Consider the following 25,453-nt stretch of genomic DNA (forward strand, 5'->3'; position numbering starts at 1 on the left):
GATCGGTGTTTCCCGCGATACATAGGCGTGCTATGTTTAAGCACGTGCTCGAACCCTCCGCCCCTGTCCGCCTCGCCTCCGCCGCCACCGCGCTCGCGCGGTACGCCGGCCGCTCCAGCGGCGCCACCGGGCTCGGCGCGCAGTCCGGTGCCGTCTGGTCGACGCTCGCCGAGCTGCGCACCGCCTCCCCGATCCGCCTCGGCGAGCTCGCCGAGCGCGTCCGGGTCACCCAGCCGACGATGACCGGCATCATCGCGCGCCTCGACGAGGCCGGCTGGATCCGCCGCGTGCACGACGAGAGCGACGGTCGCGCCTGGCTGATCGAGGGCACAAAGGCGGGAGCCGCGGCGCTCACCGAGCACCGCCTCCGCCTCGACACCGCCCTCGCCCCGCTGTTCGACGACCTCGACGACGACGACCGCCGCGCCCTCGAGCGCGCCGCGGCCCTCGTCGAGGAGCGTGTCCTGCGCGTCGCCGGCAGCCCCGCCTCCTGACTCCCCTTCCCCGCACGACCCCTCCCCCGAAAGGCCCCTCCGTGTCCACTCCCCACTCCCCCGCCGCGGGCGGCTCGATCCTCCGGCAGCCGCTCGCCGTCTGGGCCGTCGCCTTCGCCGCCGTCATCGCCTTCATGGGCATCGGCCTCGTCGACCCGATCCTCCCGGCCATCGCCGAGAGCCTCGAGGCGACGCCGACCGAGACCTCGCTGCTGTTCACCAGCTACCTCGTGATCACCGGCGTCGTGATGTTCTTCACCAGCTGGCTCTCCAGCCGCATCGGCGCGAAGAAGACGCTGATGATCGGCCTGGTGCTGATCGTCGTCTTCGCCGCGCTCGCCGGCACGGCCGGCAGCGTCGAGGGCGTCATCGGCTTCCGCGCCGGCTGGGGCTTCGGCAACGCGCTCTTCATCTCGACCGCGCTCTCGACGATCGTCGGCGCGGCCAGCGGAGGATCCTCCGCCGCGATCGTGCTCTACGAGGCCGCGCTCGGCGTCGGCATCGCGATCGGCCCGCTGCTCGGCGGCCTGCTCGGCTCGGTCTCCTGGCGCGGACCGTTCTTCGGCACGGCCGTGCTGATGGCCGTCGGCTTCATCGCCATCGCGACCCTGCTGCGCGAGGACGGCCCGCGGCCGACCCCGACGCCGCTCTCCGCGCCGTTCAAGGCGCTGGCCGTGCCCGCGATCCGGACCCTCGCCGGTGCGGCGCTGTTCTACAACATCGGCTTCTTCGTGCTGCTGGCCTACACGCCGTACCCGCTCGGGCTCGACGAGATGGGGCTCGGCTTCACCTTCTTCGGCTGGGGCCTCGGCGTCGCGATCACCTCGGTCTTCGTCGCTCCGCTGCTGACCGCGCGGCTGCCGCGCACCGTCGTGCTCCGCTCGGTGCTGGTGCTGCTCGCGCTCGACCTCGTCGCCGGCGGACTGCTGATCTCCTCGCGGGTCGGCCTGATCGTCTGCATCATCGTCGGCGGCCTGCTGCTGGGCGTCGTCAACACCGTGCTGACCGAGTGCGTGATGGAGGCGACCGACCTGCCGCGCTCCGTGGCCTCGTCCTCCTACTCGGGCGTGCGCTTCCTCGGCGGCGCTATCGCCCCGCCGGCCGCCTCGGCGCTGGCCGCGGCGATCTCGCCGGCCTTCCCGATGTACGCGGCGGCGGGCGCGGTGCTGATCGCCTCGCTGATCGTCTTCCTCGGGCGGCGGACGCTGGCGCGCGCGGACGCGCACGGGGCGGAGAGCGCCGCCGTCGAGGCGCAGTCGATCGCGGTGGGCGAGAGCCTCTGAGCGCGTCGGTCTCGATACGCCCCTCCGGGGCTACTCGACCAGCATGCAGGACAGCGTCAGCTCCGTTGCAGCAGCTCTCTGTTGATCGAGTAGCCCGCGCAGCGGGCGTATCGAGATCCACCACCGTCAGGAGCACGGGTCTGCAGACCAGCCCTGCTGGGAACGGCGGGTCTCGATACGCCCCTGCGGGGCTACTCGACCACCATGAGGCGCCTGTGCGGCGCCTTCCATGCTGATCCGCCGGGCCGTGCAGCCCCGTTCATGCTGATCCGCCGGCCCGTGCAGGCCCGTCCATGCTGATCGAGTAGCACGCGCAGCGGGCGTATCGAGATCCACCGTCGTCCAGGCCTGAGCCGTCAGGGCGCGACCTCGAACATCCGGGGGCGCAGGGGCGCCGTGCGCGGGTCCGCGGCGCAGGCCGCGAGGGCGGCGGCCAGGACACCGGCGGCCGGGCGCGCCTCGCGGACGTACACGTCGACGCCGGCCGGGGTGAACGGCGTGCGGGCGAAGCGGGTCAGCGCCCAGCCGGCCTCCTCATCGGCGGCGACGAACGACCAGCGGCTGCGGGCCAGCAGCGTCAGCGGCTCGACGCCGCGCCAGCGGAAGCCGTCGGGATCCGCGGGGTCGGGGGCGTCGATCCCGACCACGTAGCGCGTCGAGCGCCGGCCGCGCCAGCTGACCACGTCGCCGACCTCGCCGCCGGGCAGGGGCGCGTACGTGATCGCGACACCCGCCCGCCCCTGCCAGAGCGGCAGACTCGAGCCGCGCACGAACCAGGTGCCCGTCGCGAGCGCGGCGCGGTCGATCGCGGGAGCGTCGATCACGGCAGCGCGTGCTTCACGTTGGAGCGGGCCAGCGCGATCGCCTCGCCCGCGCCGCCGTTCATCACCATCTTCGACATCGCCAGCGCGAAGCCCTTCACCTGGGCGCCGGTGACCGTCGGCGGCAGCGAGAGCGCGAGCGGATCGGTGACGACGTCCACGAGCACGGGCCCCGGGTCGGCGAGCGCCTCGCGCAGCGCGGACTCCACCTCGCGCGGGTCCTCGACCCGGATCCCGCGGATGCCGACCGCCGTCGCGACCTGCGCGTAGTCGACCATCGGCACGTCCACCGCGAAGTCCGGGAAGCCGTCGACGAGCATCTCCACCTTCACCAGCCCGAGCGTCGAGTTGTTGAAGACGACGATGGTCACCGGCAGCTTGTAGGCCGCGACCGTCACCAGCTCGCCCATCAGCATCGAGAGCCCGCCGTCGCCGCTCAGCGAGACGACTTGGCGGCCGGGCTGCGCGAGCTGGGCGCCCACGGCCTGCGGCAGCGCGTTCGCCATCGAGCCGTGCGAGTACGAGCCCAGCAGCCGGCGGCGGCCGTTCGGCGTGACGTAGCGGGCCTGCCAGACGTTGCCCATGCCGGTGTCGGCGGTCACGATCGCGTCGTCGGCGAGCAGTGCGTCCAGCGTCGACGCGACCAGCTCGGGGTGGATCGGCCGCTTCGTGGCGACCTCGGTGTACTTGCCGACCACTCCCGTGACGAGCTTCTCGTGCTTCTTCAGGAGCTTGTCGAGGAAGCGGTGGTCCTTGCGCTTCACCAGCGGGGTCAGCGCGTCGAGGGTCGCCGCGACGTCGCCGTGCACGGGGTGCGCCACGCTCACCCGGCGGCCGAGCTTGGAGGCGTCGCTGTCGACCTGCGCGATGACGACCTTCGACGCGTCCGGCAGGAACTGCTCGTAGGGGAAGTCGGTGCCGAGCAGGATCAGGAGGTCGGCGTCGTGCATGCCCGCGTGGGCGGCGCCGTAGCCGAGCAGCCCGGTCATGCCGACGTCGTAGGGGTTGTCGTACTGGATCCACTCCTTGCCGCGCAGGCTGTGCCCGATCGGCGCTCCGATGAGCTCGGCGAAGGCGACGACCTCGTCGTGCGCGTCCCGCACGCCGGCGCCGGCGAAGATCGCGACCGTCTTCGCCTCGTCGATCGCCTGCGCGAGCGCGCGGACGTCGGCCGCGGCGGGCACCAGGGCCGGCCGCTCCGGCAGCACGAAGGACGGGAAGTCGCCCTCCGCGTCGAACTCGGCGACGTCGCCCGGGAGGGTGACCACGGCCACGCCGCGGAGGGCGACGGCACTGCGCATCGCCGCGTTGACGACCCGCGGGGCCTGCGCCGCCGTCGAGACCAGCTCGCGGTAGTGCGAGCACTCGACGAAGAGGCGGTCGGGGTGCGTCTCCTGGAAGTAGCCGGAGCCGATCTCGCCGCTCGGGATGTGGCTCGCGATGGCGAGCACGGGCGCACCCGAGCGGTGCGCGTCGTACAGGCCGTTGATCAGGTGCAGGTTGCCGGGGCCGCAGCTCCCGGCGCAGACCGCCAGCTTCCCGGTGATCTGCGCCTCCGCGCCGGCCGCGAAGGCGGCTGCCTCCTCGTTGCGGACGTGGATCCAGTCGATCCCGCCCTTCGCCGAGCCGCCGCTGCGGCGCACCGCGTCGACGATCGGATTGAGCGAGTCCCCGACGATCCCGTAGATCCGGGCGACCCCGGCGTCGATGAGCTGGGCGATGAGCTGGTCTGCGACGGTCTTCTGAGCCATGCCCCCATTCGACTCCACCCGGCTGGACTTCGCCTGCCCCTCGCGGGGCCTTGCCGGGCGGCGACGATCGGAGTAGCGGGCCGCACCGCACAGGGGGGTGCCCCGGCGGGCCCCGCCACCCCTACCCTGGAGCCGACCCCGTCACCGCCGTCTGGAGCCTCCGATGAACCGCCGCCGTTCCGCCCTCGTCCTCGCCGCCGCCGCGGCCCTCGCCCTCGGCCTCACCGGCTGCTCAGGGATCAACAGCATGATGGGCGGCGAGACCCGCGACGACACCTCCGGCGAGATCGTCGACGGCGGCACGACCGACGTCTTCCAGCTCCGCGTCGGCGACTGCCTGAACGACGAGCTGAGCGAGACCGCGACCGAGGTCACCGACGTCCCGACCGTGCCGTGCTCCGACGCGCACAGCTACGAGGTCTTCCAGAACATCACGATGGCCGACGCGGACGAGTACCCCGGCGAGACGGCGACCACCGAGCAGGCCGACTCCGAGTGCCAGGCCGCGTTCGAGGGCTTCGTCGGTCTCAGCTACGAGGAGTCGCAGTACGACTTCAGCTACTACTACCCGACCCAGGAGAGCTGGGACGGCGGCGACCGCGTCATCAACTGCCTGATCACCGACCCCGCGGGCCCAAGCACCGGCACCCTCTCGGGCGCCGCCGCCTGACCCTCTGACCCACCCCGCGAGATGCCACTTGTGCACGCTTTTCACGGCGTGTCGCGCTCATAAGTGGCATCTCGCGGCGGGGATCAGCTCTCGCGCGTGGCCGCGGGGCGGGGGAAGAGGGTCAGGAGCAGGCCCGAGGCTATCCAGACGGCGGCGATGCCGAGGATGAGCCAGCCGGCGTCGAGCGAGGACGCGGCTCCGGCCAGGGCGGCACCGACCGCGGCGGCGGCGGCGCGCAGGCCCGCGCCGATGGTGAAGACCTGGGAGCGGACGGCGGCCGGGCTCTCCTGATCGCGCAGCAGCAGCATCGCGGCGTTCGCGGGTGCGGTGAAGACTCCGGCGACGGCGAACGCGACGAGGGCCACGACGATCCCGAGGTCGGGCGCGGCGGCGAGCAGGGCGACGCCGGTCGCGGCGAAGCCCGCCCCCATCACCCAGGCCGGCGGGCGTCGCGTCCAGCGCCGCACGGCGACCGCGATCGCACCGAGCAGCCCGCCGACGGCGAACGCGGTGAGCAGCCCGGCCGCCGCCGCGGTGCTGCCCACCCGCTCGAGCGACAGCCCGATCGCCGCGACGCCGGCCGCGCCGCCGCCGATCTGGCTGATCGTCCCGGAGAGGGTGACGATCGCGATCGGCCGGTGCCGCACGAGGTGGGTGACACCGGCCGCGATGGTGCGCCGGACGCCGACGGTGGGGGTGGGCCGCGCCTCCATCCGCAGGGCGAGCGAGCCGAGGACGCCGACGAGCGCGAGGGCGGCCATCGCGAGCATGGCGAAGCGGGCCGAGGCGACGGCGATCACCAGCCCGGCGATCGCGGGGCCGCCGATCGAGGCGACGGTGTAGGACAGCGAGTCCTGAGCGTAGGCGCGGCGCGGGTCGGCGATCGCGCTGGTCACGAAGCTCGACATGCCGCCCATGTAGACCGGGGTCGCCAGGCCCGCGATCACCAGGAGCAGCGCGATCAGCACTGTCGGCACGTCGCCGAGGAAGGACGCGAGCGCGAAGGAGGCGGCGGTGGCGAGCGCCGCGCCGACCAGCAGCCGGCGCGGCGCGCGCACCCGGTCGAGCACGGTGCCGACGAGCGGAGCGGCGATCACGCTCGGGAACAGGGCGGCGCCGGTCAGCAGCCCGCCGAGCGCGACGTCGTCGAGGCGCTCGACGGCGAGGACGGGCAGGGCGACGACCATCCCCGCGCTCGCGAGGCGCAGGGGGATCGAGGCGGTCAGGTAGGTGGCGGCGCTCATGCGGCTCGGGAGGACATCGCCTCCCATTTTTCCATGGTCCCGAGGACCCGCTCCCCGGCCGCGGCGATCAGGGCAGCAGGATCACCTTGCCGTCGAGCGTCCGCGACTCGGCGAGCTCCATCGCCGCCACGATCTCCGTGAGCGGGAAGCGCGCCGCGATGTTGGCGGTGAGCGAGCCGTCCGCGAGCAGCGCGAGCACGCGGCCCAGGTCCTCCTCGAGCCGCGCGCGGAACCGGGCGGGCCGGAGCGAGTGCCCGGACCAGAGGTCGTAGAAGACGGCGCGCTTCCCGTTCGGCGCCAGCTGGTACGCCTGCACCCGGGCGAGCTGCTTCAGGAACGGCGGCCAGATGCTGCCGGTGCTCGCGCTGACGATCGCGTAGGCGACGAGGGTGCCGCCGGGCGCGAGCAGCGACCAGGCCAGTCGGGTGGTCTCCCCGCCGATGTTGTCGAAGACGGCGTTCACGCCGCCCGGTGCGAGCTCGCGGACGCGGGCAGCGAGCTCCGGGTCGGCGTAGTCGACCGGCTCGACGCCGGCCGCGCGGAGGGCGTCGTGGTGCCGCGGCGAGGCGGCGCCGATCACCCGGATGCCCTCGAGCGAGGCCAGCCGGTGCACGAGGCCGCCGACGCCGCCGTTCGCCCCGAACAGGAGGATCGTGTCGCCGCGGGAGAGCCGGGCCGAGCGGTGCAGCATCTGCCAGGCCGTCACTCCGTTCACCACCACGGCCTCGGCGTCCTCGGGCGCGACGCCCTCGGGGACGAGGACGCAGTCGCGCGCGGCGACCCGGGCGTGGCCGGTCCAGCCGCCGGTCTTGGTCAGGGCGGCGACTCGGCGGCCCTCGAGGGACGCGTCGCCGCCGGGCCCGACGGCGAGCACCCGGCCGACGAGGTCGTAGCCGGGCGTGAACGGGAAGGCGGGCTGGGCGAAGTAGCGGCCGCGGCGCATGGACTGCTCGGCGAAGGAGATGCCGGTGGCCTCGACGGCGACGAGCAGCTCGCCGGCCGCGGGCGGCTCGACCGGCGCCTGCTCGAGGAGCAGTCCGGCCGGCTCGACGAGCCCGGGGAGGACGACGCGGGTGGTGGTGTGCGGGAGGGCGGTGGTCATGGGGTGCTCCTTGGGGTAGGTGTGAGTGACTGGACAGTCACTTCTGTAGAGATGGAAAAGTCGGTCATGCGGTGTCGGCGCCCCCCATGCTGATCGAGTAGCCCGCGCCGCGGGCGTATCGAGATCCACCAGCGTCAGAGGCCGAGTCTGCAGGTCCGCCCTTCTGGGGACGGTGGGTCTCGATACGCCCCTGCGGGGCTACTCGACCAGCATGGGTCGACCAACACGCGTCGACCAGCAGGTGGCGGCTCGCCGACGCTCAGTCGTGGTGCCGGATGCCCGCGGAGACGATGCGCGCCCACTCGGAGTCGACGCCGCCGAGGTCGGTCTGCACGATCAGGTGGCAGAGCTGGCCGTAGGCGACGAAGCGCTGCACGGCCGGGCCGTCGGCGCCGGAGACGACGCTCACCGTGCGGACGACCGTCGAGATCCCGCGGCGGACGGCCTCGCGGATCTCGGGCACCCCGCTCGCGCTCTGCGCCTGCGACTGCAGCATGATCAGGTCGCGGTCGGCGATCAGGTCGATGTAGGCGAGGGTCATCGCCTCGAGCCGATCGGCTGGGTCCGACGAGACCGAGGCCTCCCCCGCCACGGCGAGTGTCGACGCCACCAGCTCGTAGCAGCGGTCGACCGCGGCGACGAAGACGCCGAGCTTGCCGGGGAAGAGCCGGAAGACGTAGGCGGGCGAGACCCCCGCCTCCGACGCGACCTCGGTGATCGGGGTCGCGGAGTAGCCGGTGCGGGCGAAGACGTGCACGGCGGCCGCGGTGATCCGCTCGCGCTGGGCTTCTGCGGTGGAGCGGGGGGTCGTGGTCGGCATGTGACTGATCAAACACTCACATCAGTGCGCTGTCAAGAGGCGACCGGTGGAGATCCCGGATCAGGACCGCTTCCGCCGCCCCTTCAGCGCGAGCTGCAGCGCCGCCAGGAGCAGCAGCGCGGCGAACAGCACGCCCGAGATCCGCGCGGGCAGGAGGAACGACAGCGCGACGCCGGCGAAGGAGAACCCCGTCGCGCAGAGCCCGACCACGAGCCCGGCCCGGACGTCGAGCAGCCCGCGGCGCGCGTTCGCGATCGAGCCGCTGATCGCCGTCGGGATCATCGCGGCGAGCGAGGTGCCCTTGGCGAGCAGATCGGCGAGACCGAACGCGCCCACGAGCACGGGCACGGCGATCGCGCCGCCGCCGATCCCGAAGAGCCCCGAGGCCACTCCCATCGCCAGGCCCAGCCCGCCGAAGCCGGGCCAGACGCCCCAGCCCTCCGCGACCTCGCCGGTCTCGTTCGAGCCGAACACCGCCATCCGCACGGCCGCCGCGACCAGCAGGGCGACGAACAGCCAGCGGAGCACGCCGAGCGGCAGGCGCGCGAGTAGCCAGGAGCCGAGGATCGCGCCGATCATCGCGGCCGCGGCGATCACCGCGGCGGGGACCCAGGCGACCTGCCCGCCGAGCGCATAGCCGAAGGCACCGGCCACCGCGGTCGGCGCGATCGCGAGCAGCGAGGTCGCGGACGCCCGGCGCTGGTCCATCCCGGCCCAGGCGATCAGCATCGGCACCATCACGATGCCGCCGCCGACGCCGAACGCGCCCGAGAGCACCCCGCCGATCGCGCCGATCAGCGCCAGCACGAGCATCGCCCTCGCGCGGAGGGCCTTCGGGCGGGTCGCCGGTGCGCTCGCCGCCGTCTCCGGGGCGGCCTGCGCGCTCGTCTCGTCCGTCACCCGCCCAGCCTGCCACCTGCGCCGTCGCACGGCGGAAACATGCGGTGCGTACCCTTCGTGATGCGTCGCCGGTGGGGGCCGGGCGATCGACGCGAGGAGGGGGCACCGTGCGTGCGACGCCGATCCGGGCCGCGTCCTGGCCGGCCGCGCTGGCGGTCCGTGCGGTCTTCGAGCGCGAGGCGCGGCGGACGGCCGCGGCGATGCTGCCGTTCGCTCCGGAGGGGATCCAGCGGGTCGCCGAGCCGATCCCGGCGCGTCCGGACGCTCCGGCCACGACGGCCGACGTCCTCCGCTCCGCGGGCGCCGGCTCGCGCCCGACCGTGGTCTGGATCCACGGCGGCGGCTGGGTCTCCGGCCACCGGCGCGACGTGGACCCCTACCTGCGCCTGCTCGCCGAGGCCGGCTACACCGTCGTCTCGCTCGACTACAGCCGCGGGCCCGAGGCGGTGCACCCGACCGCGCCGCGGCAGCTCCTCGCCGCACTCGAGCACCTGCGCCGCAGCGCCGGCCGCCTCGGGATCGCCCGCGACCGCCTCGTTCTGGCCGGCGACTCGGCGGGCGCGCAGCTCGCGAGCCAGCTCGCCACCGCGATCACGAACCCCTCCTACGCCCGCGCGGCCGGGCTCACGACGACCCTGCCCGTCGACGCCGTGCGGGCGGTGATCCTGCACTGCGGAGTCTTCGACCTCGCCGCCCTCGCCCGCGCCACCGGTCTCGCCGGCCGCGGGCTGCGCGCCGCCCTCTGGGCGTACACCGGCCGGCGGGCCTGGTGGACCTCCGACGCCGCCCGGTGGATGTCGACGATCGAGCACGTCACGCCGCGGTTCCCGCCGACGTTCCTCAGCGGCGGCAACGCCGACCCGCTCACCGCGCAGCAGTCGCGCCCGTTCGCGGCGCAGCTGCGCTCGCTCGGCGTCCCGGTCACGGCGCTGCTCTGGGGCGACGGGCACGAGAGCGAGCTCGGCCACGAGTACCAGTTCCACCTCGAGCTGCCGGAGGCGCGCGAGGCGCTGGAGCGGACCCTCGCGTTCCTGGCGCAGCAGACGGCGCGATGAGGCCCGCCTCCCTCCCGACCCTGGCAGTCCCCTGGGCAGCCGGGACTCGACCGTGACGTTCGCCGTGCACGCTCCGTCCTACCTCTGAACCGCCCGATCGACCGACCGGGCACCGAGACGAAAGAGGAGATCATGGCCGAGAGCACCGCGAACACCACGACGACGAACGGGACCGGACGTACGGTCATCGACGACGGCGTCATCGCGAAGGTGGCCGGCATCGCGGCCCGCGAGGTGCCCGGCGTGCACGCCCTCGGCAACGGCGCCGCCCGCGCCCTCGGCGCCATCCGCGGCGCGCTCGGCAACGACGACCGCGCCCAGGGCGTCAAGGTCGAGGTCGGCGAGCGCCAGGTCGCCGCCGACGTCACGATCGTCGCCGAGTACCCGGCCGCGCTCCAGGACGTGGCGGAGGGCGTGCGCTCCGCCGTCGGCCGTGCGATCCGCGAGATCGTCGGCATGGACGTCGCCGAGATCAACGTCACCGTGCAGGACGTCCACATCCCCGAGGACGACGCCCCCGAGGCCGAGCCGCGCGTCGCCTGATCACCCCGCACCACCCCTGACGCCCCGCGGTCGATCCGGCCGCGGGGCGTCTCGGTGCATCCGGCCCCGGAGCCGGCAGCGCCCCCTCACCCGCCCCACCCGCCCCCGACCGCGTCCCCCGCGCGGCACCGAACCCCTGGAGATGCGCATGGAGAACAACTGCGCCCGACCCCTCGACGTCGACGACGCCGTCGCGCTCATCGGAGTCCTCACCACCCTCGAGGTGCTCACCTCCGCCGGCCGCCTCGGCAGCCCCGAGCTCGACTCCCTCCGGCACAGCCTCGCGCAGGGCGGCGCGGTCCTGCCCGGCGCCGACGAGTCCGAGATCGCCGCCGCCCTCGCGGCCCTGAACGCGCGACTTCGCGACAGCATCTCCTAGCCGCCGACATCGGCTCTCCGCAAGAGCGTGTTTGTGACAGGCTTGTCATCGCGCGCCACTGCGCGACGATGAAGGAGCAGCCATGAGCGTCGGACACTACGTGCTCTCGACCACCGGGCCGTTCGCGGACGAGACCGAGATCCTCGGCGTCTACTCCACCGAGTCCTGGGCACGCGAAGCCGCCGCCAGCTGGCTCGACGCCCTCGACCTCGAGGCCTTCCCGCAGTGCGTGATCGAGAACTGGAACGGGTCGCACCTGCTCCACCGCGAGGTCCTCGGCGGCCTCGGCCTCGACGACGACGGCTCGGCCGCCGGCACCGTCGAGGGCTGACCCTCCGGCGCTCGAGGCCCAGCGCTCACGATCCGGTGCTCGCCGCCCAGTGCGACGGGCGCTCGAAGTCCGGCGGCAGCGCGGTCCGCGCGTCGCCGCGAGTGCTGCTGACCTGCGCCTGCGTGAGGTAGATGGCCGTCGAGAGATCGGCCCCCGCCACGTCGGCGTCCCGCAGATCGGCGCCGAGGACGTCGCAGCCGCGGAGATCCGCGCCCCGGAGGTCCGCGGCGATCAGCAGGGAGCCGCGCAGGTCGGCACCGCGCAGATCGGCGCCCGCGAGGGCGGCCGCCACGAGGTCGGCGCCGGGCTGCAGGCGCAGCCGGCCGTGCCGCCGCCGCCGTGGGCCGTCGTGCCGCGCGGCCGCGCTCGCCGCGATCAGCAGCGGTCGGGCGGCGCCGTACTGCGCGTCGACGTCGGCCGCGAGGATCGCGTCGGCGTCGGCGAGCGTCAGGGCGTGAACCGCGTCGAAGCGGACGCGCACCGCGTCCCGCAGGGCGGCGTCGACCTCGCGCAGGCCGAGGGCGACGTCGAGGTACCAGAGCAGCTCGTGCAGGCGGCGCATCAGCGGGAAGACCGCGAACATCCGCGCGCGCACCTCCGCGTCGCTTCGCCAGGAGACGCCGCCGAACGTCTGCATCGACACCTTCTGGCCGGCGCCGAAGCAGTCGAAGACGGTGCAGCCGGCGAAGCCCTCGGGGCGCAGCCGCCGGTGGATCGTGCAGGCGTCCTCGGTGTCGAGGTTCGTGCACGGCTCGCCGGCCGGCTTGTCGACGGGGAAGTCGGCGGAGCGGGTGAACGCGAGGGCCACGCAGCAGAGGCCGAAGCAGTTCGCGCAGTCGGCGCCGAGGTCCTCCCGGCGGCCGAGCTCGACGCGGGTGCGGGTGCCGGTCACGATCGCCGGCCCCTCAGTGCGACAGGGCGAGCACGCCGACGACGGCGGCTCCCAGTCCGACGAGGCCAAGCAGGCCGATGACGCTCTGCCCGACGCCGAGGCCGGCCCGGACGACCGCGATCAGGGCGATGCCGGCGAGGGTCGCGACGTAGACGCCGACGCCGATCCGCAGCGCGACCACGTCGTCGATCCAGCCGAGCGCCGAGGCGATCAGCACCAGGACGGGGAGCGAGGCAGAGGCGAGGGCGCCGCCGGCGATCCGGAGCATGACGCGAGCTTCGGCCGCGGTCGGGGTCGCGGCGTGGGCGACCTGGTGCGCGATGACGTCGGCCACGAAGCCCGCGGCCGAGATGCCGACGATCGCGATGACGAGGCTGCGCAGGGCGTGCGCGGAGTCCGCCTGCTCGTCGACGGCGTAGATCATCACGACGGCGAGCCCGGTGAAGGCGGCGTAGACCCGCTCCTTGAGCGCCTTGGCGACGACGTCGAGGGACCCGCCCTCCGCCGCGGCGCGCCGACCGGACGGCCCTCCCCCGCGCACGGCGCTCAGTACGACGCGGCGTCGACGCGGGCGGCGGAGGCGTCGCCCGCCTGGCGCGCGGTCAGGTCGCCGAGGATGACGGCCGAGCCGCTGGTGCCGAAGCGGGTGACGCCGAGCTCGCGGAAGGCGAGGAGCGTGTCGAGGTCGCGGACGCCTCCCGAGGCCTTGACCTGGACGGCGTCGGAGACGGCGCCGCGCATCAGGCGCAGGTCGTGCTCGTTCGCGCCGCCGCCGCCGAAGCCGGTCGCGGTCTTGACGAAGTCGGCGCCCGCACGCTCGGCGGCCTCGCTGCCGGCGACGATCTGCTCGTCGTCGAGGTAGCTGGTCTCGAGGATCACCTTGACGACGTGGCCCTCGGCGGCCTCGACGACCGCGCGGATGTCGGCCTCGACGTCGTCGAGCAGTCCACTGCGCAGGCGGCCGATGTTGACGACCATGTCGAGCTCGACGGCGCCGTCGGCGAGGGCCTGCGTCGACTCCGCGACCTTCGCCGCGGTGGAGGTCGTGCCGTGCGGGAAGCCGATGACCGTGCCGACGAGGACGCCCGAGCCCTCGAGCCGGCGGACGGCGTGCGCGATGTCGGAGGGGCGCACGCAGACGCTGAAGACGCCGGCCGCGCGGGCCTCGTCGAGCTGCGCGTCGACCTCGGTCCGGGTCAGCTCGGGCTTGAGGATCGCGTGATCGATGAGCGCCGCGATCTCGGCGACGGTCGGAAGGCTGCTTGTCATGCCCGCCATTTTACGCGGCGCCACGGCAGCCGGATCTCGATACGCCCGCTGCGCGGGCTACTCGATCAGCATGCAACGGATCCCGTTCGCAGTGCGGCTCCGCCCATGCTGGTCGAGTAGCCCCGCCAGGGGCGTATCGAGACCCACCGTCACCGAGAGGGCGGTCTGCAGACCTCCGCGGCCTACTCGATCAGCATGCAGGGGGCGGGGAACGCCGAAAGCCCGGCGACCGTGAGGTCTCCGGGCTTTCGGGAGGAGTGCAGCGGTACTTCTACCAGCTGCTCTTGGTGATGCCGGGCAGCTCGCCGCGGTGGGCCATGTCACGGAAGCGGACACGCGAGATGCCGAACTTCGAGAGGTTGCCGCGGGGGCGGCCGTCGACGGCGTCGCGCGAGCGGACGCGGACGGGCGAGGCGTTGCGGGGGAGCTTCTGGAGGCCCGTGCGGGCGGCCTCGCGGGACTCGTCGGTCCCGGCGGGGTCGACGAGGGCCTTCTTCAGCTCGAGGCGCTTGGCGGCGTAGCGGTCGACGACCACCTTGCGCTGCTCATTGCGGGCGATCTTGCTCTTCTTGGCCATACTTAGCGCTCCTCGCGGAAGTCGACGTGCTTGCGCACTACGGGGTCGTACTTCTTGAGCACGAGACGGTCGGGGTCGTTGCGGCGGTTCTTCTTGGTCACGTAGGTGTAACCGGTTCCGGCCGTCGAGCGGAGCTTGATGATCGGACGTACGTCCTGCTGCTTGGCCATTAGATCTTCACCCCACGAGCGAGAACATCCTTCACGACGGACTCGATGCCACGGGCGTCGATGACCTTGATGCCCTTGGCCGACAGCGTCAGCGTGACGTTACGGCGCAGGGACGGGACGTAGTACGTCTTCTTCTGCACGTTCGGGTCGAAGCGGCGCTTGGTGCGCCGGTGCGAGTGCGAGATGGCGTGTCCGAAGCCGGGAACGGCTCCGGTCACCTGGCAGACTGCTGCCATGGTTTCCTCCATGTGTGGGTACCGTGGGCCACGCGCGGCACGAGGCCTCGCCCGACCCACCCAAGGTCACTTGTCGGCGCACCGCCCGCCTGTCGAGGAGGACCGGGGTCCCGCCCGGAGGGCAGCGCGCAAGAGCGTGCAGATGCACGCAACCCGAGTAGCTTAGGCGACACGCGCGCACCCTGCAAGACTCGCCGGTGCTACGGTCGCTCCGGTGCACCGGGGGGTCCGGGTCGCCGCGGGGGGAATCATGAACGGCTCGAGGCCGGATGCACTGCGGCGCCGTGCGCTGCTGCTGGGGATCGCCTCCGCCGCCGCCGGTCTGGCCGGGTGCACGAGCACCGGGCGGCTCACGCCGACCGCGACGCCGGTGGCCGCGACCACGACTCCCACTCCCACCCCCGCTCCCCCGTCGCGCCCCGTGCCGACCGCGACGGCGACGCCCGTGCCGATCCGCGCGCGCTTCCCGCTCCCGGAGGGCACGATCACCGAGCTGCCCGGCGACGGGAACCTGATGGCGTGGACGGTCGACGACGGAGCCGACACCGACGTCGTCGCCGCCTACGCGCAGTTCGCGAAGGACACCGGCACCCGGCTCACCTTCTTCCTCAACGGGAAGTACGACTCCTGGACCGTGAACGCGCCGGCACTCGCGCCGCTCGTCGCGAGCGGGCAGGTGCAGCTCGCGAACCACACCTGGTCGCACGCCGACCTGACCTCGCTCTCGGACGACGGGATCCAGGAGGAGCTCGGCCGCAACGGCGACTTCATCCGCGCGACCTACGGCGTGGAGGCCGCGCCGTTCTACCGCCCGCCGTTCGGCTACACCGACGCGCGCAGCCGGGCGGCCGCGGCGGCCGTCGGCTACACGGCGACGACGCTCTGGTACGGCTCGCTCTCGGACTCGGGGCGGATCACGCCGGAGCAGCTGCTCGGCTTCGCGGACGAGTGGTTCCGGCCGCAGCGCATCGTGATCGGGCACGCGAACTTCGACCCGGTGACGACGGTCTACGCGCAGCTGGTCGACCTCCTCCGCGCCCGCTCCCTCGAGACGGTCACCCTCCGCGACGTCTTCGCCGTCTGACCCCCGCCCCGCCGGCTCCGCGAGATGCCACTTGTGCACGCTTTCCACGGCGTGTCGCGTGCACAAGTGGCATCTCGCGGCGGGGATCAGACGCGCAGGGTCGCGTGGGCGGCGGTGGTGATCGCGGCGGCGACGGCGTATCGAGGCTCGGGGTGTGCAGGGACCACTGCTGCCAGTAGAGGGGGACGTCGACGGGGGCGCCGCCGAGGGGGACGAGGCCCGGCGCGCCGACGGGGGCCTGCAGCTCGGGGAGCATGCCCCAGCCGAGACCCAGGCGCACGGCCTGCTCGAAGTCGGCCGAGCCGGGCACGCGGTGCTGCGGCGGGCGGGCCTCCACCCCGGCCGCAGCGAGGAACCGGGCCTGCAGGCGGTCCTTCTCGTCGAAGACGACGACGGGGGCGACGGCGAGCGCCGCCGCGTCCGGACCCTCCGGGAACCAGCGCTCGGCGAAGGCGGGGGCGGCCATCGCGCGGTAGCGCATCACGCCGAGCGGGGCGACGGTGCAGCCGAGCACCGCCTCCGCCTCGGCCGTCACCGCGGCGAGGACGGTGCCGTCGCGCAGGAACGCGGTGGTGTGCTCCTGGTCCTCGCGGTGCAGCTCGACGACGACCTCGGGGACGGTCGCGAGCGCGGGCAGGACCCAGGTCGCGAGCGAGTCGGCGTTGACGGCCATCGGCACGGTCACCGGTCCGCGGCCCTCGCGCGCACCGCCGTCGAGCGCCCGGACGGCGTCCTCGGTGAGCAGCTCGATCTGGCGGGCCAGGCGGAGCAGCCCGGCACCCGCCTCCGTGGCGACGACGGGGCGCGAGCGCACCAGCAGCACGCGCCCGGCGGCGGACTCGAGCGCCTTGATCCGCTGGCTGAGCGCCGAGGGCGTGACGTGCAGCTCGCGCGCGGCGGCGTCGAAGGAGCCGAAGCGCACTGCGGCGGCGAGGGCGCGGAGGCGGGCGAGGTCGAGATCGTCGGTCAGCATCGGGTTCCCCATCAGTTGCGCTTACGGTACTGAAGGAGCGTGAGCTGGTCTACAGGCGCGGTCGCCCCTAGCGTCGGAGTCGTGTCCCCCCTCCTCGCCGCCGTGTCCGGCCTCGGCTTCGGCCTCTCGCTCATCATCGCCATCGGCGCCCAGAACGCGTTCGTCCTGCGGCAGGGGCTCCGCCGCGAGCACGTGCTCGCCGTCGTCGCGATCTGCGCGCTGGCGGATGCGGCGCTGATCATCCTCGGCATCGCCGGGATCGGCGCGGTGCTCGAGTCGGCGCCGTGGCTGCTGGTGGTCATCCGCTGGGGCGGGATCGCCTTCCTCCTCGCCTACGCGGTGCTCGCCGCGCGGCGGGCCCTGCGCCCGGGGACGCTCGAGGGCGACCCGGCCGGCGCCTCCACCTCGCTGCGGACGGCGATCGGCACCTGCCTCGCCCTGACGCTGCTCAACCCGCACGTGTACCTCGACACGGTGGTGCTGCTCGGCTCCGTCGCGAACACGCACGGCGACGAGCGCTGGTGGTTCGGCGCGGGGGCGGCGCTGGGCAGCGTGCTGTGGTTCACGGCGCTGGGCTTCGGGGCGCGGGCGCTGCGCCCGCTGTTCCGCAGCCGGACGGCCTGGCGTGTGCTCGACGGGGCGGTCGCGGTCGTGATGGTCGTGCTGGCGGTGTCGCTGACGCTGTCGTCCTGAGCGGTCGTCCTGAGCGGAAGCGCGCCCGTCAGCCCGCGCGGACCATCGAGCGGGCGGCGAGCAGCCAGACGGCTCCGGTGGCGAGGATCGCGAGCGACCCGGCGATCGAGGCCACGATCGAGATCCCGATCAGCAGCCCCTGCGAGGGCGTCGCCGTGACCAGCAGCGGGACGGTCGTCGCGAGTCCTCCGGCGGCGTTCACGGCCACGGCGACCGCGGCGATCACCACCACCCGCCGCGGGACGGTGCGCGAGCGCCCGAGCGCGACGAGCCCCACCACTCCGGCGGCCGCGGTGAGCACGGCCAGGGTGAGCACGAGCGTCGAAGCGGCGATCATCTCGGGCGTGGACGTCGAGCCGGTCGTGCTCGGCGAGGACCAGGACACGATCGGCCGCAGCACGATCAGGACCGCGAAGACGATCAGCGCCGTCGCTCCGGTCGGGCCGACCAGCCCGCCCTTCGAGTCGGCGCCGCGCGCGAGGACCGAGGCGGCGGCCGCGAGCAGGGCCGCCCCGAGGAGGACGACGGCGCGCGCCGCGAGCAGGGAGCCGGAGCCGGTCGGGGCGAACAGGAACACGACGTCCAGCAGGCCGGCGGCCGCGACGAAGAGGCCGGCGAGGCGCAGGGTGGCCGCGCGCCGGGCCGCGGACGGCGCACCGGTGACCGGAGTCGTCATCGGGGTCCCCTCTCCCGTGCTGGACCCTCCACGCTAGCGCGCTCGACTCCTCGCTCATTGTTCTACTAATATTGCGAACATGTTGCTGCGTGTCGACCACTCCTCGCCGCGCTCGCTGGCCGATCAGCTCGAGGCGCAGGTCCGCGCCGCTGTGGCGGCGGGCGAGCTCTCGGCGGGCGACCGCCTGCCGCCGGCGCGGGAGCTAGCCGACTCCCTCGGCATCAACATGCACACCGTGCTGCGCGCGTACGCCGCGCTCCGCGACGACGGGATCCTGCAGATGCGACGGGGCCGCGGTGCCTGGATCGCGGAGTCGGCCGGCCCCGGCCTCGTGCGCGTCACCGCCCTCGTCGAGCAGCTCGTCGCCGAGGCCCGCCGCAGCGGCATCAGCCGCGCCGACGTCATCCGCCTTCTCGAGAGGACCGCACCGTGACCACCACCGGCACCACCACCGACCGCAGCCCGCGCACGCTCGTCGCCGCCGCGTCGCTCCTGCTCCCCGCCGCGGCGGTCCTCGTCTCCCTGGCCGTCCTCGGCGACCGGCTCCCGCCCGTGCTCGCCTCGCACTGGTCGAGCACCGGCGCCGCGGACGAGTCGCAGCCCGTCGCGGTCCTCCTCCGGCTGGCACTGCTGCTGGCGGGCGTCCCCGCCGTCGCCGGACTCGTCGCCGCGGCACTCGGCCGCGCCCCGCGCCTCCTGCTCGGCGGACTCGGCCTCGTCGCCGGTCTCGGTGCCGGCGCCTGGGCGACCTCGGTCGGCACGACGCTGGCCGCGGGGTCGGCGGAGGAGGCCGTGCTCGGCGCCTGGCTTCTCGCACTCCTCGGCGGTGGGCTGTTCGCCGTGGTGCCGGCGCTGATCGCGCCGCCCACCCGGCACGCACCGCGGGTCGCCGTCGACCGGCTGCCGCTCGGCCGTGAGGAGACCGGCGCCTGGTCGCACACCGTCACCGGCCGGGTGTTCGCCGTCACGGGAGTGGTGCTGCTGCTCATCGCGGCGGCCGCCGTCCCGGGGCTGCTCGCCACGGGCGACACGGGACCGGCGATCGCGATGGCGATCGTGCTCGGAGCGAGCGCGGTCGTGATGCTCGGCTTCACCCGCCTGCGCGTCACGGCCGACCGTCGCGGGCTGCGCGTGGTGTCCCGGGCGCTCGGGATCCCGCTGCGGCGGATCCCGCTGGCGTCGATGGCCTCGGTGACCACCGCCGCGCTGCGCCCGTCGGAGTGGGGCGGCTGGGGCTACCGGATGTCCCCGGGCCGCTCGGCCCTCATCCTCCGCGCCGGCCCGGGGCTCGTCGTGACGACCACCCACGGCAGCGAGTTCGCGATCAGCCTCAGCGACCCGGAGACCCCGGCCGCCCTCCTCGAGACGCTGCGCCGACGCGCCGAGGACCGACGCGCGTAGGGTGCGAGCGAGTGAGTACGAGGGAGTGGGCATGGACGAGCTGCGCAGCAAGACGGTGACCTGGCACGATCCGATGGCGGGCGCGGCTGCGGCGATGCGGATGAGCGGGCTGGACTACCTGCGGGCGATGCAGGACGGGACGATCCCGCCGCCGCCGATCATCACGCTGATGAACATGGAGCTCGGCGCGGTCGACGAGGGCCGGGTGGAGTTCCGCTGCTCGCCGGACGAGTCGCACTACAACCCGATCGGGCGGGTGCACGGCGGCTTCGTCTGCACGGTGCTCGACTCGGCGGCGGGCTGCGCGGTGCAGTCGACGCTGCCGATCGGCGTCGGCTACACCTCGCTCGACCTCACCGTCAGCTACCTCCGCGGCCTGCACCAGGACAGCGGCGAGCTGCTCGCCGTCGGCACGGTCGTGAAGCCGGGCCGCCGCGTGGCGTTCGCCGAGGCGAGGGTGACGGACGTGCAGGGGCGCCTGGTTGCGACGGCCACGTCGACGCTGCTGGTGTTCCCGCTCGGCGAGAGCGCGTGAGCGCGGGGACGCGAAGGCACTCCGCCATGCTGGTCGAGTAGCCCCGCCAGGGGCGTATCGAGACCCGACGTCCTCAGCAGAGCAGGTCTGCAGACTCGCCTTCCGACGCTGGTCGATCTCGATACGCCCGCTCCGCGGGCTACTCGATCAGCATGAACCGCCCGCTCCGCGGGCTACTCGATCAGTACGAGCTGCTCACAACGGCAGCAGGTCCGGCTCGACGGCGCGGCGCACGTGCTCCTTGAGGCCCTCCTCAGGGATGAGGTCGACCGGAGCGCCGAGGATCTCCGCGAGCTCGCGCTCGAGGCCGGCCAGGGCGAGGACGCCGAGACCGGCCGGAACCGACACCAGGAGATCGAGGTCGCTGTCAGGGCGGTCGTCTCCCCGAGTCGCGGATCCGAAGATCTTCGCGTCGACGATACCGCGACGGCGCAGCGCGCGACGGAGCTCGCCGCGATGGCGGAGGACGCGGCCTCCGACCGGCCCCGAGAGGGCCGTGGCCGAGGCGCGTGATGGATCTGTGGCTCGCGGAACGCGGGCGCGGAGAGTTCTCTGGGCAATTTCGGCATTTGCACCGAAATCTCCCTGACGGCCTCCGGCTCCATTCTGAGCCGCGCTTGAGGGCCGGTCAGCTCCGTTGTCCATCCGCACAAGATAGCCAGTGTCGCACCTGCCAGCCCGTCGATGGACGCGAGTCATACGGTGCTCTGTTCACGAGCACCGGTGAGGAGGATGATCAGCGCCACCGAGCAAAGGATGATCATGACCGACGACGTTCAGATCCGCTTCCTCTTCGACAACCTGGCTCCGACGGAGTTCCGCGAGCTGCAAGAGCTCGCCGAGCGTTCAGGCGGTAAGGGATTCGCCCCGCCAAGTGATGAGCAGCATCTCTTCCCGCCGGCGATCGTCATCGTCGGAGGGATCGTGGTAGTCGCCGCCGTCCTGCGCTTCTGGCGCCAGAAGCGCGGTGGCCAGTACATCGACACGACCGTCACTCCCCCGCGGTCCTGGTTCGACAAAGATCTCGACTTCCGCCGGACGATCGTCATCAAGCAGGACGGCACGGTGACGATCGAAGTCGACGACAAGCCTGACGCATGGGACCGCATAGTCGACATGCTCTCGAAGCTCTTCCCCTTCATTGGAGGTGGAAACAAGGAGACGCCGGCTGCCTCCGAGGGCACGGCAGAGGATCTCAAAGCGCAGATCGAGAAACTGTACGAAGCGGCGAAGCCGGGACCTGCCACAGTTCCGACGGTGACGGTACAGCGGAGCAATCTCTGACGGACGGTCGCTGGCACGAACGCGGGTCGCCCGCAAGTGGCAACGCGGGTTCCCGCGCTGTGGTCGCATGGAGGCCGGATGCCGCCGCTCGGGCGCCTCCCCGATGCGACAGGACCTGCATGCCCACGACCGCGAGCCGGCCGACGATCTTCGCCCTGCACGGGCTCGGCCTCAGCGGCCGCCTCTTCGATCCGCTCGCCCGCGAGCTCGCCGACGCGGCGGACGTCGTGGCGATCGATCTGCCCGGCTACGGCGACGCGCGCGACGCCGAGGACGTCTCGCTCGAGGCGATGACGACCGCCGTGATCCGCACGATCCGCGAGCACGGCGCCTCGCGCTGGCTGCTCGTCGGGCACAGCATGGGCGGCAAGGTCGCCTCGCTGGTGGCCGCGCGCACGCTGTCGGGCCGCTCCGGACTCTTCGGGCTCGCGGGCGTCGTGCTGCTGGCCGGCTCGCCGCTCTCGCCCGAGCCGATGCCCGAGGAGAAGCGGAGCGAGATGCTCGGCTGGGTCGCCGACGGCCCCCTCGACGAGGAGCACGCGCGCACCTTCCTCGAGCAGAACATCGGCGGCGCCCTGCCCGCGGCCCTGGAGCGGCAGGCGCTCGCCGATCTGCTCCGCTCCTCCCCCGCCGCCTGGCGCGACTGGCTGGAGACCGGCAGCCGCGAGGACCGCACGGACGTCGCCGAACTGCTCTCCGCCCTGCCCGCCCTGCTGATCGCGGGCGGCGAGGACGGCGACCTCGGCGCCGACGGCCAGCGCGCGACCAACGCGCACACCTACCCGCGGGCGAGCCTGGTCGAGCTGCCCGGCGCCGGCCACCTGCTGCCGATCGAGCGGCCGGTCGAGGTCGCCGCGGCGATTCGCGCCTTCTGGAGCGACGAGGCCGGCACCGGACCGGCCGTGCCCGCCGACGTCGCGGAGACGATCCGCTCCAGCCGCACCACCTCCCGGATCCGCGCGCTCTTCGCCGAGCGCCTGCTCGCGGACGACCCGGCGTACGCGCCGAAGGCGCTCACTCCCGCCCAGCTGACGACGCTGCGCGCCGTGGCGGACCGGGTGGTCCCTCAGGACAGCGGCGACAGCGCCGCCCCGGGCCGGATCGACCTCGCCGCCCGCGTCGACGCCCAGCTCGCGGCCGGCCGCGGCGACGGCTGGCGCAACGCCGACCTGCCGAGCGACCCCGAGGCCTACCGCCTCGGCCTCGACGCGCTGGCCGGAGTCGACAGCCTCTCCGCCGAGGAGCAGGACGCGCGGCTCGAGGCGCTCGGCACGGAGCCGCTCGGCGCGTTCAGCGCGGAGCAGGCGAAGGCCTGGTTCGAGGACTGCCGCAACGACCTGGTCCGGCAGTGGCTCGCGCACCCCGCGAGCCTGGCGCGCATCGGCTTCGACGGCTACGCCACGGGCGGCGACGTCCTCCCGCTCCTGGGCTTCACCGCCCTCGGCGCCGACGCGCACGACACCTGGGAGCCCGGGACACGGGAGCCCGGCACCCGCGAGCACAGCACCGGCGAGCGCAGCACCGGCGAACCCCGCACCCCGCAGAACAGCACGAGGAGCCCCCGATGAACACCACCGGCATGCGCCGCTACTCCCCCGACGAGGTCGTCGACGCCGTCGTGATCGGCACCGGCGCCGGGGGTGCGCCGATCCTGGCGACCCTCGCCGCGCGAGGCCTCCGTGTCGTCGCGCTCGAGGCCGGACCGCACTTCGATCCGCTGACCTTCACCGCCGACGAGACCGAGGCGACCGAGATCAACTGGATGGAGGAGCGCCTCAGCGGCGGCAGCACGCCCACCGCCTTCGGCCCGAACAACAGCGGCCGCGGCGTGGGCGGTTCCACCCTGCACTGGGGCGCCTTCACCCCGCGCCCCGACCCGCGCGACCTGCTGCTGCGGACCGAGTCGGGCCTCGGCCGCGACTGGCCCGTCACGCACGCCGAGCTCGTGCCCTACCTGGAGCGCGCGGAGGCCACCATCGGCGTCTCCGGGCCGGCCGACTACCCGTGGGACCCCTCGCGCCGCTACCTGCAGGCGCCGGTGGACCGCAACGCCTCCGCCGAGATGATGCTGCGCGGCTGCGCGGCCCTCGGGATCCGCGCCACCGACGCACCGGCCGCCGTCCTCAGCGCCGGGCGCGATCAGGAGGCGCACGGCGAGCGCGCCTCCTGCCGCAACTGCGGGCAGTGCCACCAGGGCTGCCGCACCGGCGCCAAGGGGAGCATGGACACCTCCTACCTGCCGCTCGCGGTGCGCGACGGTGCCGAGATCCGTGCGGAGTCCTTCGTGCACGGGATCGAGCTCGATGCGGCCGGGAAGGTCAGCGCCGTCCTCTACACCGCGGACGGGGTCGAGCACCGGCAGCGCTGCTCCGCCCTCTTCCTCTGCGCGGGCGGCGTGGAGACGCCGCGGCTGCTCCTGCACACCGGCGTCGCGAACAGCAGCGGGCTGGTCGGCCGCAACTTCCTCGCGCACGGCGCCACCCAGGTCTGGGGCACCTTCGACGAGGAGATGCGCGGCTACCGCGGCTACCCCTCCTCCGTGATCACCGAGGACACCGTGCGCCCAGCCGACGCGGACTTCGCCGGCGGGTACCTGATCCAGAGCCTCGGCACGATGCCGCTCACCCAGGCGACCTCGTTCGTCCGCGGCGCCGGGCTGTGGGGGCCGTCGCTGATGCAGGCGCTGGACGACTACCGCTTCCTGGCCGGCGTCGGCATCAACGCGGAGTGCCTGCCCTCGGACGACAACCGGCTCGTGCTGATCGACGAGCTCGACGAGCACGGGGTGCCGAAGGCGCGGATCACCTTCTCGCCGGGCTCGAACGAGGAGGCGATCGACAAGCACGCGATCCGGACGATGACGGCGATCGTCGAGGCGGCGGGCGCGCGCAGCACCCGCGTGATCGCCCGCACGGCGCACACGCTCGGCACCTGCCGGATGGGCACCGACCCGGGCGACGCGGTGGTGGACGGCGACGGCCGCAGCTTCGACGTGCCGAACCTGTTCGTCTGCGACAACTCGGTCTTCCCGAGCGCGATCATCGCGAACCCGGCGCTGCTGACGGTCGCGCTCGCGCTCCGCACGGCGGACCGCTTCCTCGCGGCGTAAGCGGGCGGGCGCCTCCCGCGAGATGCCACTTGTGCACGCTTTCGTCGGCGTGTCGCGTGCACAAGTGGCATCTCGCGAGGGGGAACGAGGGATTTACACGTCGGAAACTTCTCAGAAATCGCACAGCATCTGGGGGCGGTTGAGTGGGAGAACACCCCTCACCCGATGGAGCCCGCATGCGCCTGTCCCGGCCGTCCACCCGCACCGCCCGCCGCGCCCTCGCCCTCGGCGCGGCGCTCGCCGCCACCCTCTCGCTCGTCGCCTGCTCCGGAGCGAGCGACGCCGCCTCCGGAGACGGCGGCGACACGGTCACCGTCACCGTCGGCACCCTCCGCGGCCAGCCGCACTTCTACCAGCCGTTCCTCTACGAGCAGTTCGCCGAGGAGGGCGTCGAGTTCGAGGTGATCACCCTCGACACCACGCCCGCGCTCAGCGACGCGCTCGTCGCCGGGACGATCGACTTCGCGATCTCGGGTGTCACCCCGACCATCGCCTCGATCGCGCAGGACCGGGACCTGAAGATCGTCGCGTCTGCCGCGGACGGCGGCTCGGGCTTCCTCGGCGGCGAGGGCATCTCCTCCGTCGAGGACCTGGCCGGCAAGAAGGTCGGCTACATCCAGGGCAGCGCCCAGGAGGTCGCGCTGCGCTACTACCTCGACCAGGCTGAGCTCACCGACGACGACCTCGAGCTGATCACGATCCCGGTGCCCGAGATGGCGTCCGCGTTCACCAGCGGCTCGATCGACGCGTTCTTCGGCGTCGAGATCGGCGTCTCGATCGCGGAGGCGGCCGGCGGCACCGAGATCGCCGACCCGTATGCGACGCCGATCGGCCGGGTGAACATCGGCCTGGTCACCACCGGCGCGATGATCGAGGAGCAGCCGGAGGTCGTCCAGAAGGTCGTCGACACCCACGCCGCGACGACCGCCTACATGGCCGAGAGCGTCGACGAGTGGCTGCCGGACATGATCGCCGAGTTCGGCGGCGACCAGGAGGTGCTCGAGTCGGCGCTGGAGAACTTCTGGCTCCGCTCCGACCTCAGCGAGGAGTACCAGGGCCAGCTCGGCGCGCTCGCGACGCAGATGCAGGAGCTCGGCTTCATCGACTCCGCGCCCGCGATCGAGGACGTCGTCGACACCTCGTTCGCGCCCGAGGCCTGAG

Annotated in this window: 31 protein-coding genes; 16 read left to right on the forward strand and 15 right to left on the reverse strand. The window is 73.4% G+C overall.

Annotation, left to right across the window (positions count from 1 at the left end; all coding sequences use genetic code 11):
- Positions 1-32 precede the first annotated feature (32 nt).
- Positions 33-494 carry a MarR family transcriptional regulator gene (locus tag EDF43_RS01240; protein WP_132434952.1) on the forward strand — a complete coding sequence of 154 codons (462 nt, stop codon included), beginning with the start codon at positions 33-35 and terminating at the stop codon, positions 492-494.
- A 41-nt stretch (positions 495-535) separates the two neighbouring features.
- On the forward strand, positions 536-1,777 hold the full coding sequence (locus EDF43_RS01245) for an MFS transporter (protein ID WP_123444789.1): 1,242 nt from the start codon (positions 536-538) through the stop codon (positions 1,775-1,777).
- A 356-nt stretch (positions 1,778-2,133) separates the two neighbouring features.
- On the opposite strand, the gene EDF43_RS01250 is transcribed toward EDF43_RS01245, so the two are convergent.
- Both EDF43_RS01250 and EDF43_RS01255 read right to left on the reverse strand, forming a co-directional pair.
- Entirely contained in the window at positions 2,134-2,601 is a 468-nt protein-coding gene (locus EDF43_RS01250) for a hypothetical protein (RefSeq protein ID WP_132434954.1), read from the reverse strand.
- Positions 2,598-4,349 (reverse strand): pyruvate dehydrogenase, encoded by a 1,752-nt coding sequence (locus EDF43_RS01255; RefSeq protein WP_132434956.1) that lies wholly within the window; start codon positions 4,347-4,349, stop codon positions 2,598-2,600. The genes EDF43_RS01250 and EDF43_RS01255 overlap by 4 nt, the downstream gene beginning before the upstream one ends.
- 163 nt (positions 4,350-4,512) lie before the next feature.
- On the opposite strand from EDF43_RS01255, the gene EDF43_RS01260 reads away from it, so the two are divergent.
- Positions 4,513-5,019 carry a septum formation family protein gene (locus EDF43_RS01260; protein WP_123444786.1) on the forward strand — a complete coding sequence of 169 codons (507 nt, stop codon included), beginning with the start codon at positions 4,513-4,515 and terminating at the stop codon, positions 5,017-5,019.
- Positions 5,020-5,102: 83 nt separating this feature from the next.
- On the opposite strand, the gene EDF43_RS01265 is transcribed toward EDF43_RS01260, so the two are convergent.
- The 4 genes from EDF43_RS01265 to EDF43_RS01280 form a co-directional block, all read right to left on the reverse strand.
- Positions 5,103-6,263: an MFS transporter gene (locus EDF43_RS01265; protein WP_165908970.1), complete on the reverse strand. Its 1,161-nt coding sequence runs from the start codon at positions 6,261-6,263 to the stop codon at positions 5,103-5,105.
- 67 nt (positions 6,264-6,330) lie between these two features.
- Positions 6,331-7,365 carry a medium chain dehydrogenase/reductase family protein gene (locus EDF43_RS01270; RefSeq protein WP_132434960.1) on the reverse strand — a complete coding sequence of 345 codons (1,035 nt, stop codon included), beginning with the start codon at positions 7,363-7,365 and terminating at the stop codon, positions 6,331-6,333.
- 259 nt (positions 7,366-7,624) lie between these two features.
- Positions 7,625-8,185, reverse strand: a complete 561-nt coding sequence (locus EDF43_RS01275; protein ID WP_132434962.1) for a TetR/AcrR family transcriptional regulator — start codon at positions 8,183-8,185, stop codon at positions 7,625-7,627.
- A 60-nt stretch (positions 8,186-8,245) separates the two neighbouring features.
- Positions 8,246-9,085: a sulfite exporter TauE/SafE family protein gene (locus EDF43_RS01280; protein ID WP_132434964.1), complete on the reverse strand. Its 840-nt coding sequence runs from the start codon at positions 9,083-9,085 to the stop codon at positions 8,246-8,248.
- Positions 9,086-9,192: 107 nt separating this feature from the next.
- On the opposite strand from EDF43_RS01280, the gene EDF43_RS01285 reads away from it, so the two are divergent.
- From EDF43_RS01285 to EDF43_RS01300, 4 genes are all read left to right on the forward strand, one after another.
- On the forward strand, positions 9,193-10,140 hold the full coding sequence (locus EDF43_RS01285; protein WP_123701600.1) for an alpha/beta hydrolase: 948 nt from the start codon (positions 9,193-9,195) through the stop codon (positions 10,138-10,140).
- 132 nt (positions 10,141-10,272) lie between these two features.
- Positions 10,273-10,683 (forward strand): Asp23/Gls24 family envelope stress response protein, encoded by a 411-nt coding sequence (locus EDF43_RS01290; protein ID WP_123734818.1) that lies wholly within the window; start codon positions 10,273-10,275, stop codon positions 10,681-10,683.
- Between the two features lie 148 nt (positions 10,684-10,831).
- A complete protein-coding gene (locus EDF43_RS01295) occupies positions 10,832-11,062 on the forward strand; it encodes a hypothetical protein (protein WP_132434966.1) in 231 nt (76 codons plus the stop codon).
- Between the two features lie 82 nt (positions 11,063-11,144).
- Positions 11,145-11,393, forward strand: coding sequence for a hypothetical protein (locus tag EDF43_RS01300; RefSeq protein WP_123444778.1), 249 nt, complete (start codon positions 11,145-11,147; stop codon positions 11,391-11,393).
- A gap of 25 nt (positions 11,394-11,418) precedes the next feature.
- Here the strand turns inward: EDF43_RS01300 and EDF43_RS01305 are convergent, their stop codons facing one another.
- From EDF43_RS01305 to rpmB, 6 genes are all read right to left on the reverse strand, one after another.
- Positions 11,419-12,285, reverse strand: a complete 867-nt coding sequence (locus EDF43_RS01305; protein ID WP_132434968.1) for a pentapeptide repeat-containing protein — start codon at positions 12,283-12,285, stop codon at positions 11,419-11,421.
- Between the two features lie 13 nt (positions 12,286-12,298).
- Positions 12,299-12,826 (reverse strand): hypothetical protein, encoded by a 528-nt coding sequence (locus tag EDF43_RS01310; RefSeq protein ID WP_132434970.1) that lies wholly within the window; start codon positions 12,824-12,826, stop codon positions 12,299-12,301.
- Between the two features lie 5 nt (positions 12,827-12,831).
- Positions 12,832-13,554, reverse strand: coding sequence for a deoxyribose-phosphate aldolase (gene deoC / locus EDF43_RS01315; RefSeq protein WP_123734815.1), 723 nt, complete (start codon positions 13,552-13,554; stop codon positions 12,832-12,834).
- 271 nt (positions 13,555-13,825) lie between these two features.
- Positions 13,826-14,131, reverse strand: a complete 306-nt coding sequence (gene rpsN / locus EDF43_RS01320) for a 30S ribosomal protein S14 (protein ID WP_123444774.1) — start codon at positions 14,129-14,131, stop codon at positions 13,826-13,828.
- A 2-nt stretch (positions 14,132-14,133) separates the two neighbouring features.
- Positions 14,134-14,301: a 50S ribosomal protein L33 gene (rpmG, locus tag EDF43_RS01325; RefSeq protein WP_027692168.1), complete on the reverse strand. Its 168-nt coding sequence runs from the start codon at positions 14,299-14,301 to the stop codon at positions 14,134-14,136.
- Entirely contained in the window at positions 14,301-14,537 is a 237-nt protein-coding gene (rpmB, locus tag EDF43_RS01330; protein ID WP_056038148.1) for a 50S ribosomal protein L28, read from the reverse strand. Before rpmB ends, rpmG begins: the two co-directional genes overlap by 1 nt.
- 250 nt (positions 14,538-14,787) lie before the next feature.
- On the opposite strand from rpmB, the gene EDF43_RS01335 reads away from it, so the two are divergent.
- Positions 14,788-15,621, forward strand: coding sequence for a polysaccharide deacetylase family protein (locus tag EDF43_RS01335; RefSeq protein ID WP_132434972.1), 834 nt, complete (start codon positions 14,788-14,790; stop codon positions 15,619-15,621).
- Here EDF43_RS01335 and EDF43_RS01340 read toward each other — a convergent pair.
- On the reverse strand, positions 15,593-16,606 hold the full coding sequence (locus EDF43_RS01340) for an ArgP/LysG family DNA-binding transcriptional regulator (RefSeq protein WP_243699269.1): 1,014 nt from the start codon (positions 16,604-16,606) through the stop codon (positions 15,593-15,595). The genes EDF43_RS01335 and EDF43_RS01340 overlap by 29 nt on opposite strands.
- Positions 16,607-16,675: 69 nt before the next feature.
- Here EDF43_RS01340 and EDF43_RS01345 point away from each other — a divergent pair, with 69 nt between their 5' ends.
- Positions 16,676-17,287, forward strand: coding sequence for a LysE/ArgO family amino acid transporter (locus EDF43_RS01345; protein ID WP_207901597.1), 612 nt, complete (start codon positions 16,676-16,678; stop codon positions 17,285-17,287).
- Positions 17,288-17,315: 28 nt separating this feature from the next.
- Here the strand turns inward: EDF43_RS01345 and EDF43_RS01350 are convergent, their stop codons facing one another.
- On the reverse strand, positions 17,316-17,963 hold the full coding sequence (locus tag EDF43_RS01350) for a hypothetical protein (protein WP_132434978.1): 648 nt from the start codon (positions 17,961-17,963) through the stop codon (positions 17,316-17,318).
- 79 nt (positions 17,964-18,042) lie between these two features.
- On the opposite strand from EDF43_RS01350, the gene EDF43_RS01355 reads away from it, so the two are divergent.
- From EDF43_RS01355 to EDF43_RS01365, 3 genes are read left to right on the forward strand one after another with little or no spacing between them, the layout of a single operon-like run.
- Positions 18,043-18,396, forward strand: a complete 354-nt coding sequence (locus tag EDF43_RS01355) for a GntR family transcriptional regulator (protein WP_123734810.1) — start codon at positions 18,043-18,045, stop codon at positions 18,394-18,396.
- On the forward strand, positions 18,393-19,364 hold the full coding sequence (locus EDF43_RS01360) for a hypothetical protein (RefSeq protein ID WP_132434980.1): 972 nt from the start codon (positions 18,393-18,395) through the stop codon (positions 19,362-19,364). The genes EDF43_RS01355 and EDF43_RS01360 overlap by 4 nt, the downstream gene beginning before the upstream one ends.
- A gap of 31 nt (positions 19,365-19,395) precedes the next feature.
- Positions 19,396-19,899: a PaaI family thioesterase gene (locus tag EDF43_RS01365; RefSeq protein ID WP_132434982.1), complete on the forward strand. Its 504-nt coding sequence runs from the start codon at positions 19,396-19,398 to the stop codon at positions 19,897-19,899.
- Between the two features lie 195 nt (positions 19,900-20,094).
- On the opposite strand, the gene EDF43_RS01370 is transcribed toward EDF43_RS01365, so the two are convergent.
- Positions 20,095-20,598: a nucleotidyltransferase domain-containing protein gene (locus EDF43_RS01370; protein WP_347812531.1), complete on the reverse strand. Its 504-nt coding sequence runs from the start codon at positions 20,596-20,598 to the stop codon at positions 20,095-20,097.
- A 63-nt stretch (positions 20,599-20,661) separates the two neighbouring features.
- Between EDF43_RS01370 and EDF43_RS21625 the strand changes: the two genes are divergently transcribed.
- The 4 genes from EDF43_RS21625 (at position 20,662) to EDF43_RS01385 (ending at position 25,452) form a co-directional block, all read left to right on the forward strand.
- Positions 20,662-21,183 (forward strand): hypothetical protein, encoded by a 522-nt coding sequence (locus tag EDF43_RS21625; protein WP_165908971.1) that lies wholly within the window; start codon positions 20,662-20,664, stop codon positions 21,181-21,183.
- A 119-nt stretch (positions 21,184-21,302) separates the two neighbouring features.
- A complete protein-coding gene (locus EDF43_RS01375; RefSeq protein WP_165908972.1) occupies positions 21,303-22,751 on the forward strand; it encodes an alpha/beta hydrolase in 1,449 nt (482 codons plus the stop codon).
- Positions 22,748-24,292 (forward strand): GMC family oxidoreductase, encoded by a 1,545-nt coding sequence (locus EDF43_RS01380; RefSeq protein ID WP_132434988.1) that lies wholly within the window; start codon positions 22,748-22,750, stop codon positions 24,290-24,292. Before EDF43_RS01375 ends, EDF43_RS01380 begins: the two co-directional genes overlap by 4 nt.
- Positions 24,293-24,468: 176 nt before the next feature.
- Positions 24,469-25,452, forward strand: coding sequence for an NrtA/SsuA/CpmA family ABC transporter substrate-binding protein (locus EDF43_RS01385; RefSeq protein ID WP_132434990.1), 984 nt, complete (start codon positions 24,469-24,471; stop codon positions 25,450-25,452).
- Position 25,453: the final 1 nt, after the last annotated feature.

The sequence above is a fragment of the Rathayibacter sp. PhB179 genome, from assembly GCF_004345345.1.
GTDB classification, from domain to species: Bacteria; Actinomycetota; Actinomycetes; order Actinomycetales; family Microbacteriaceae; genus Rathayibacter; species Rathayibacter festucae.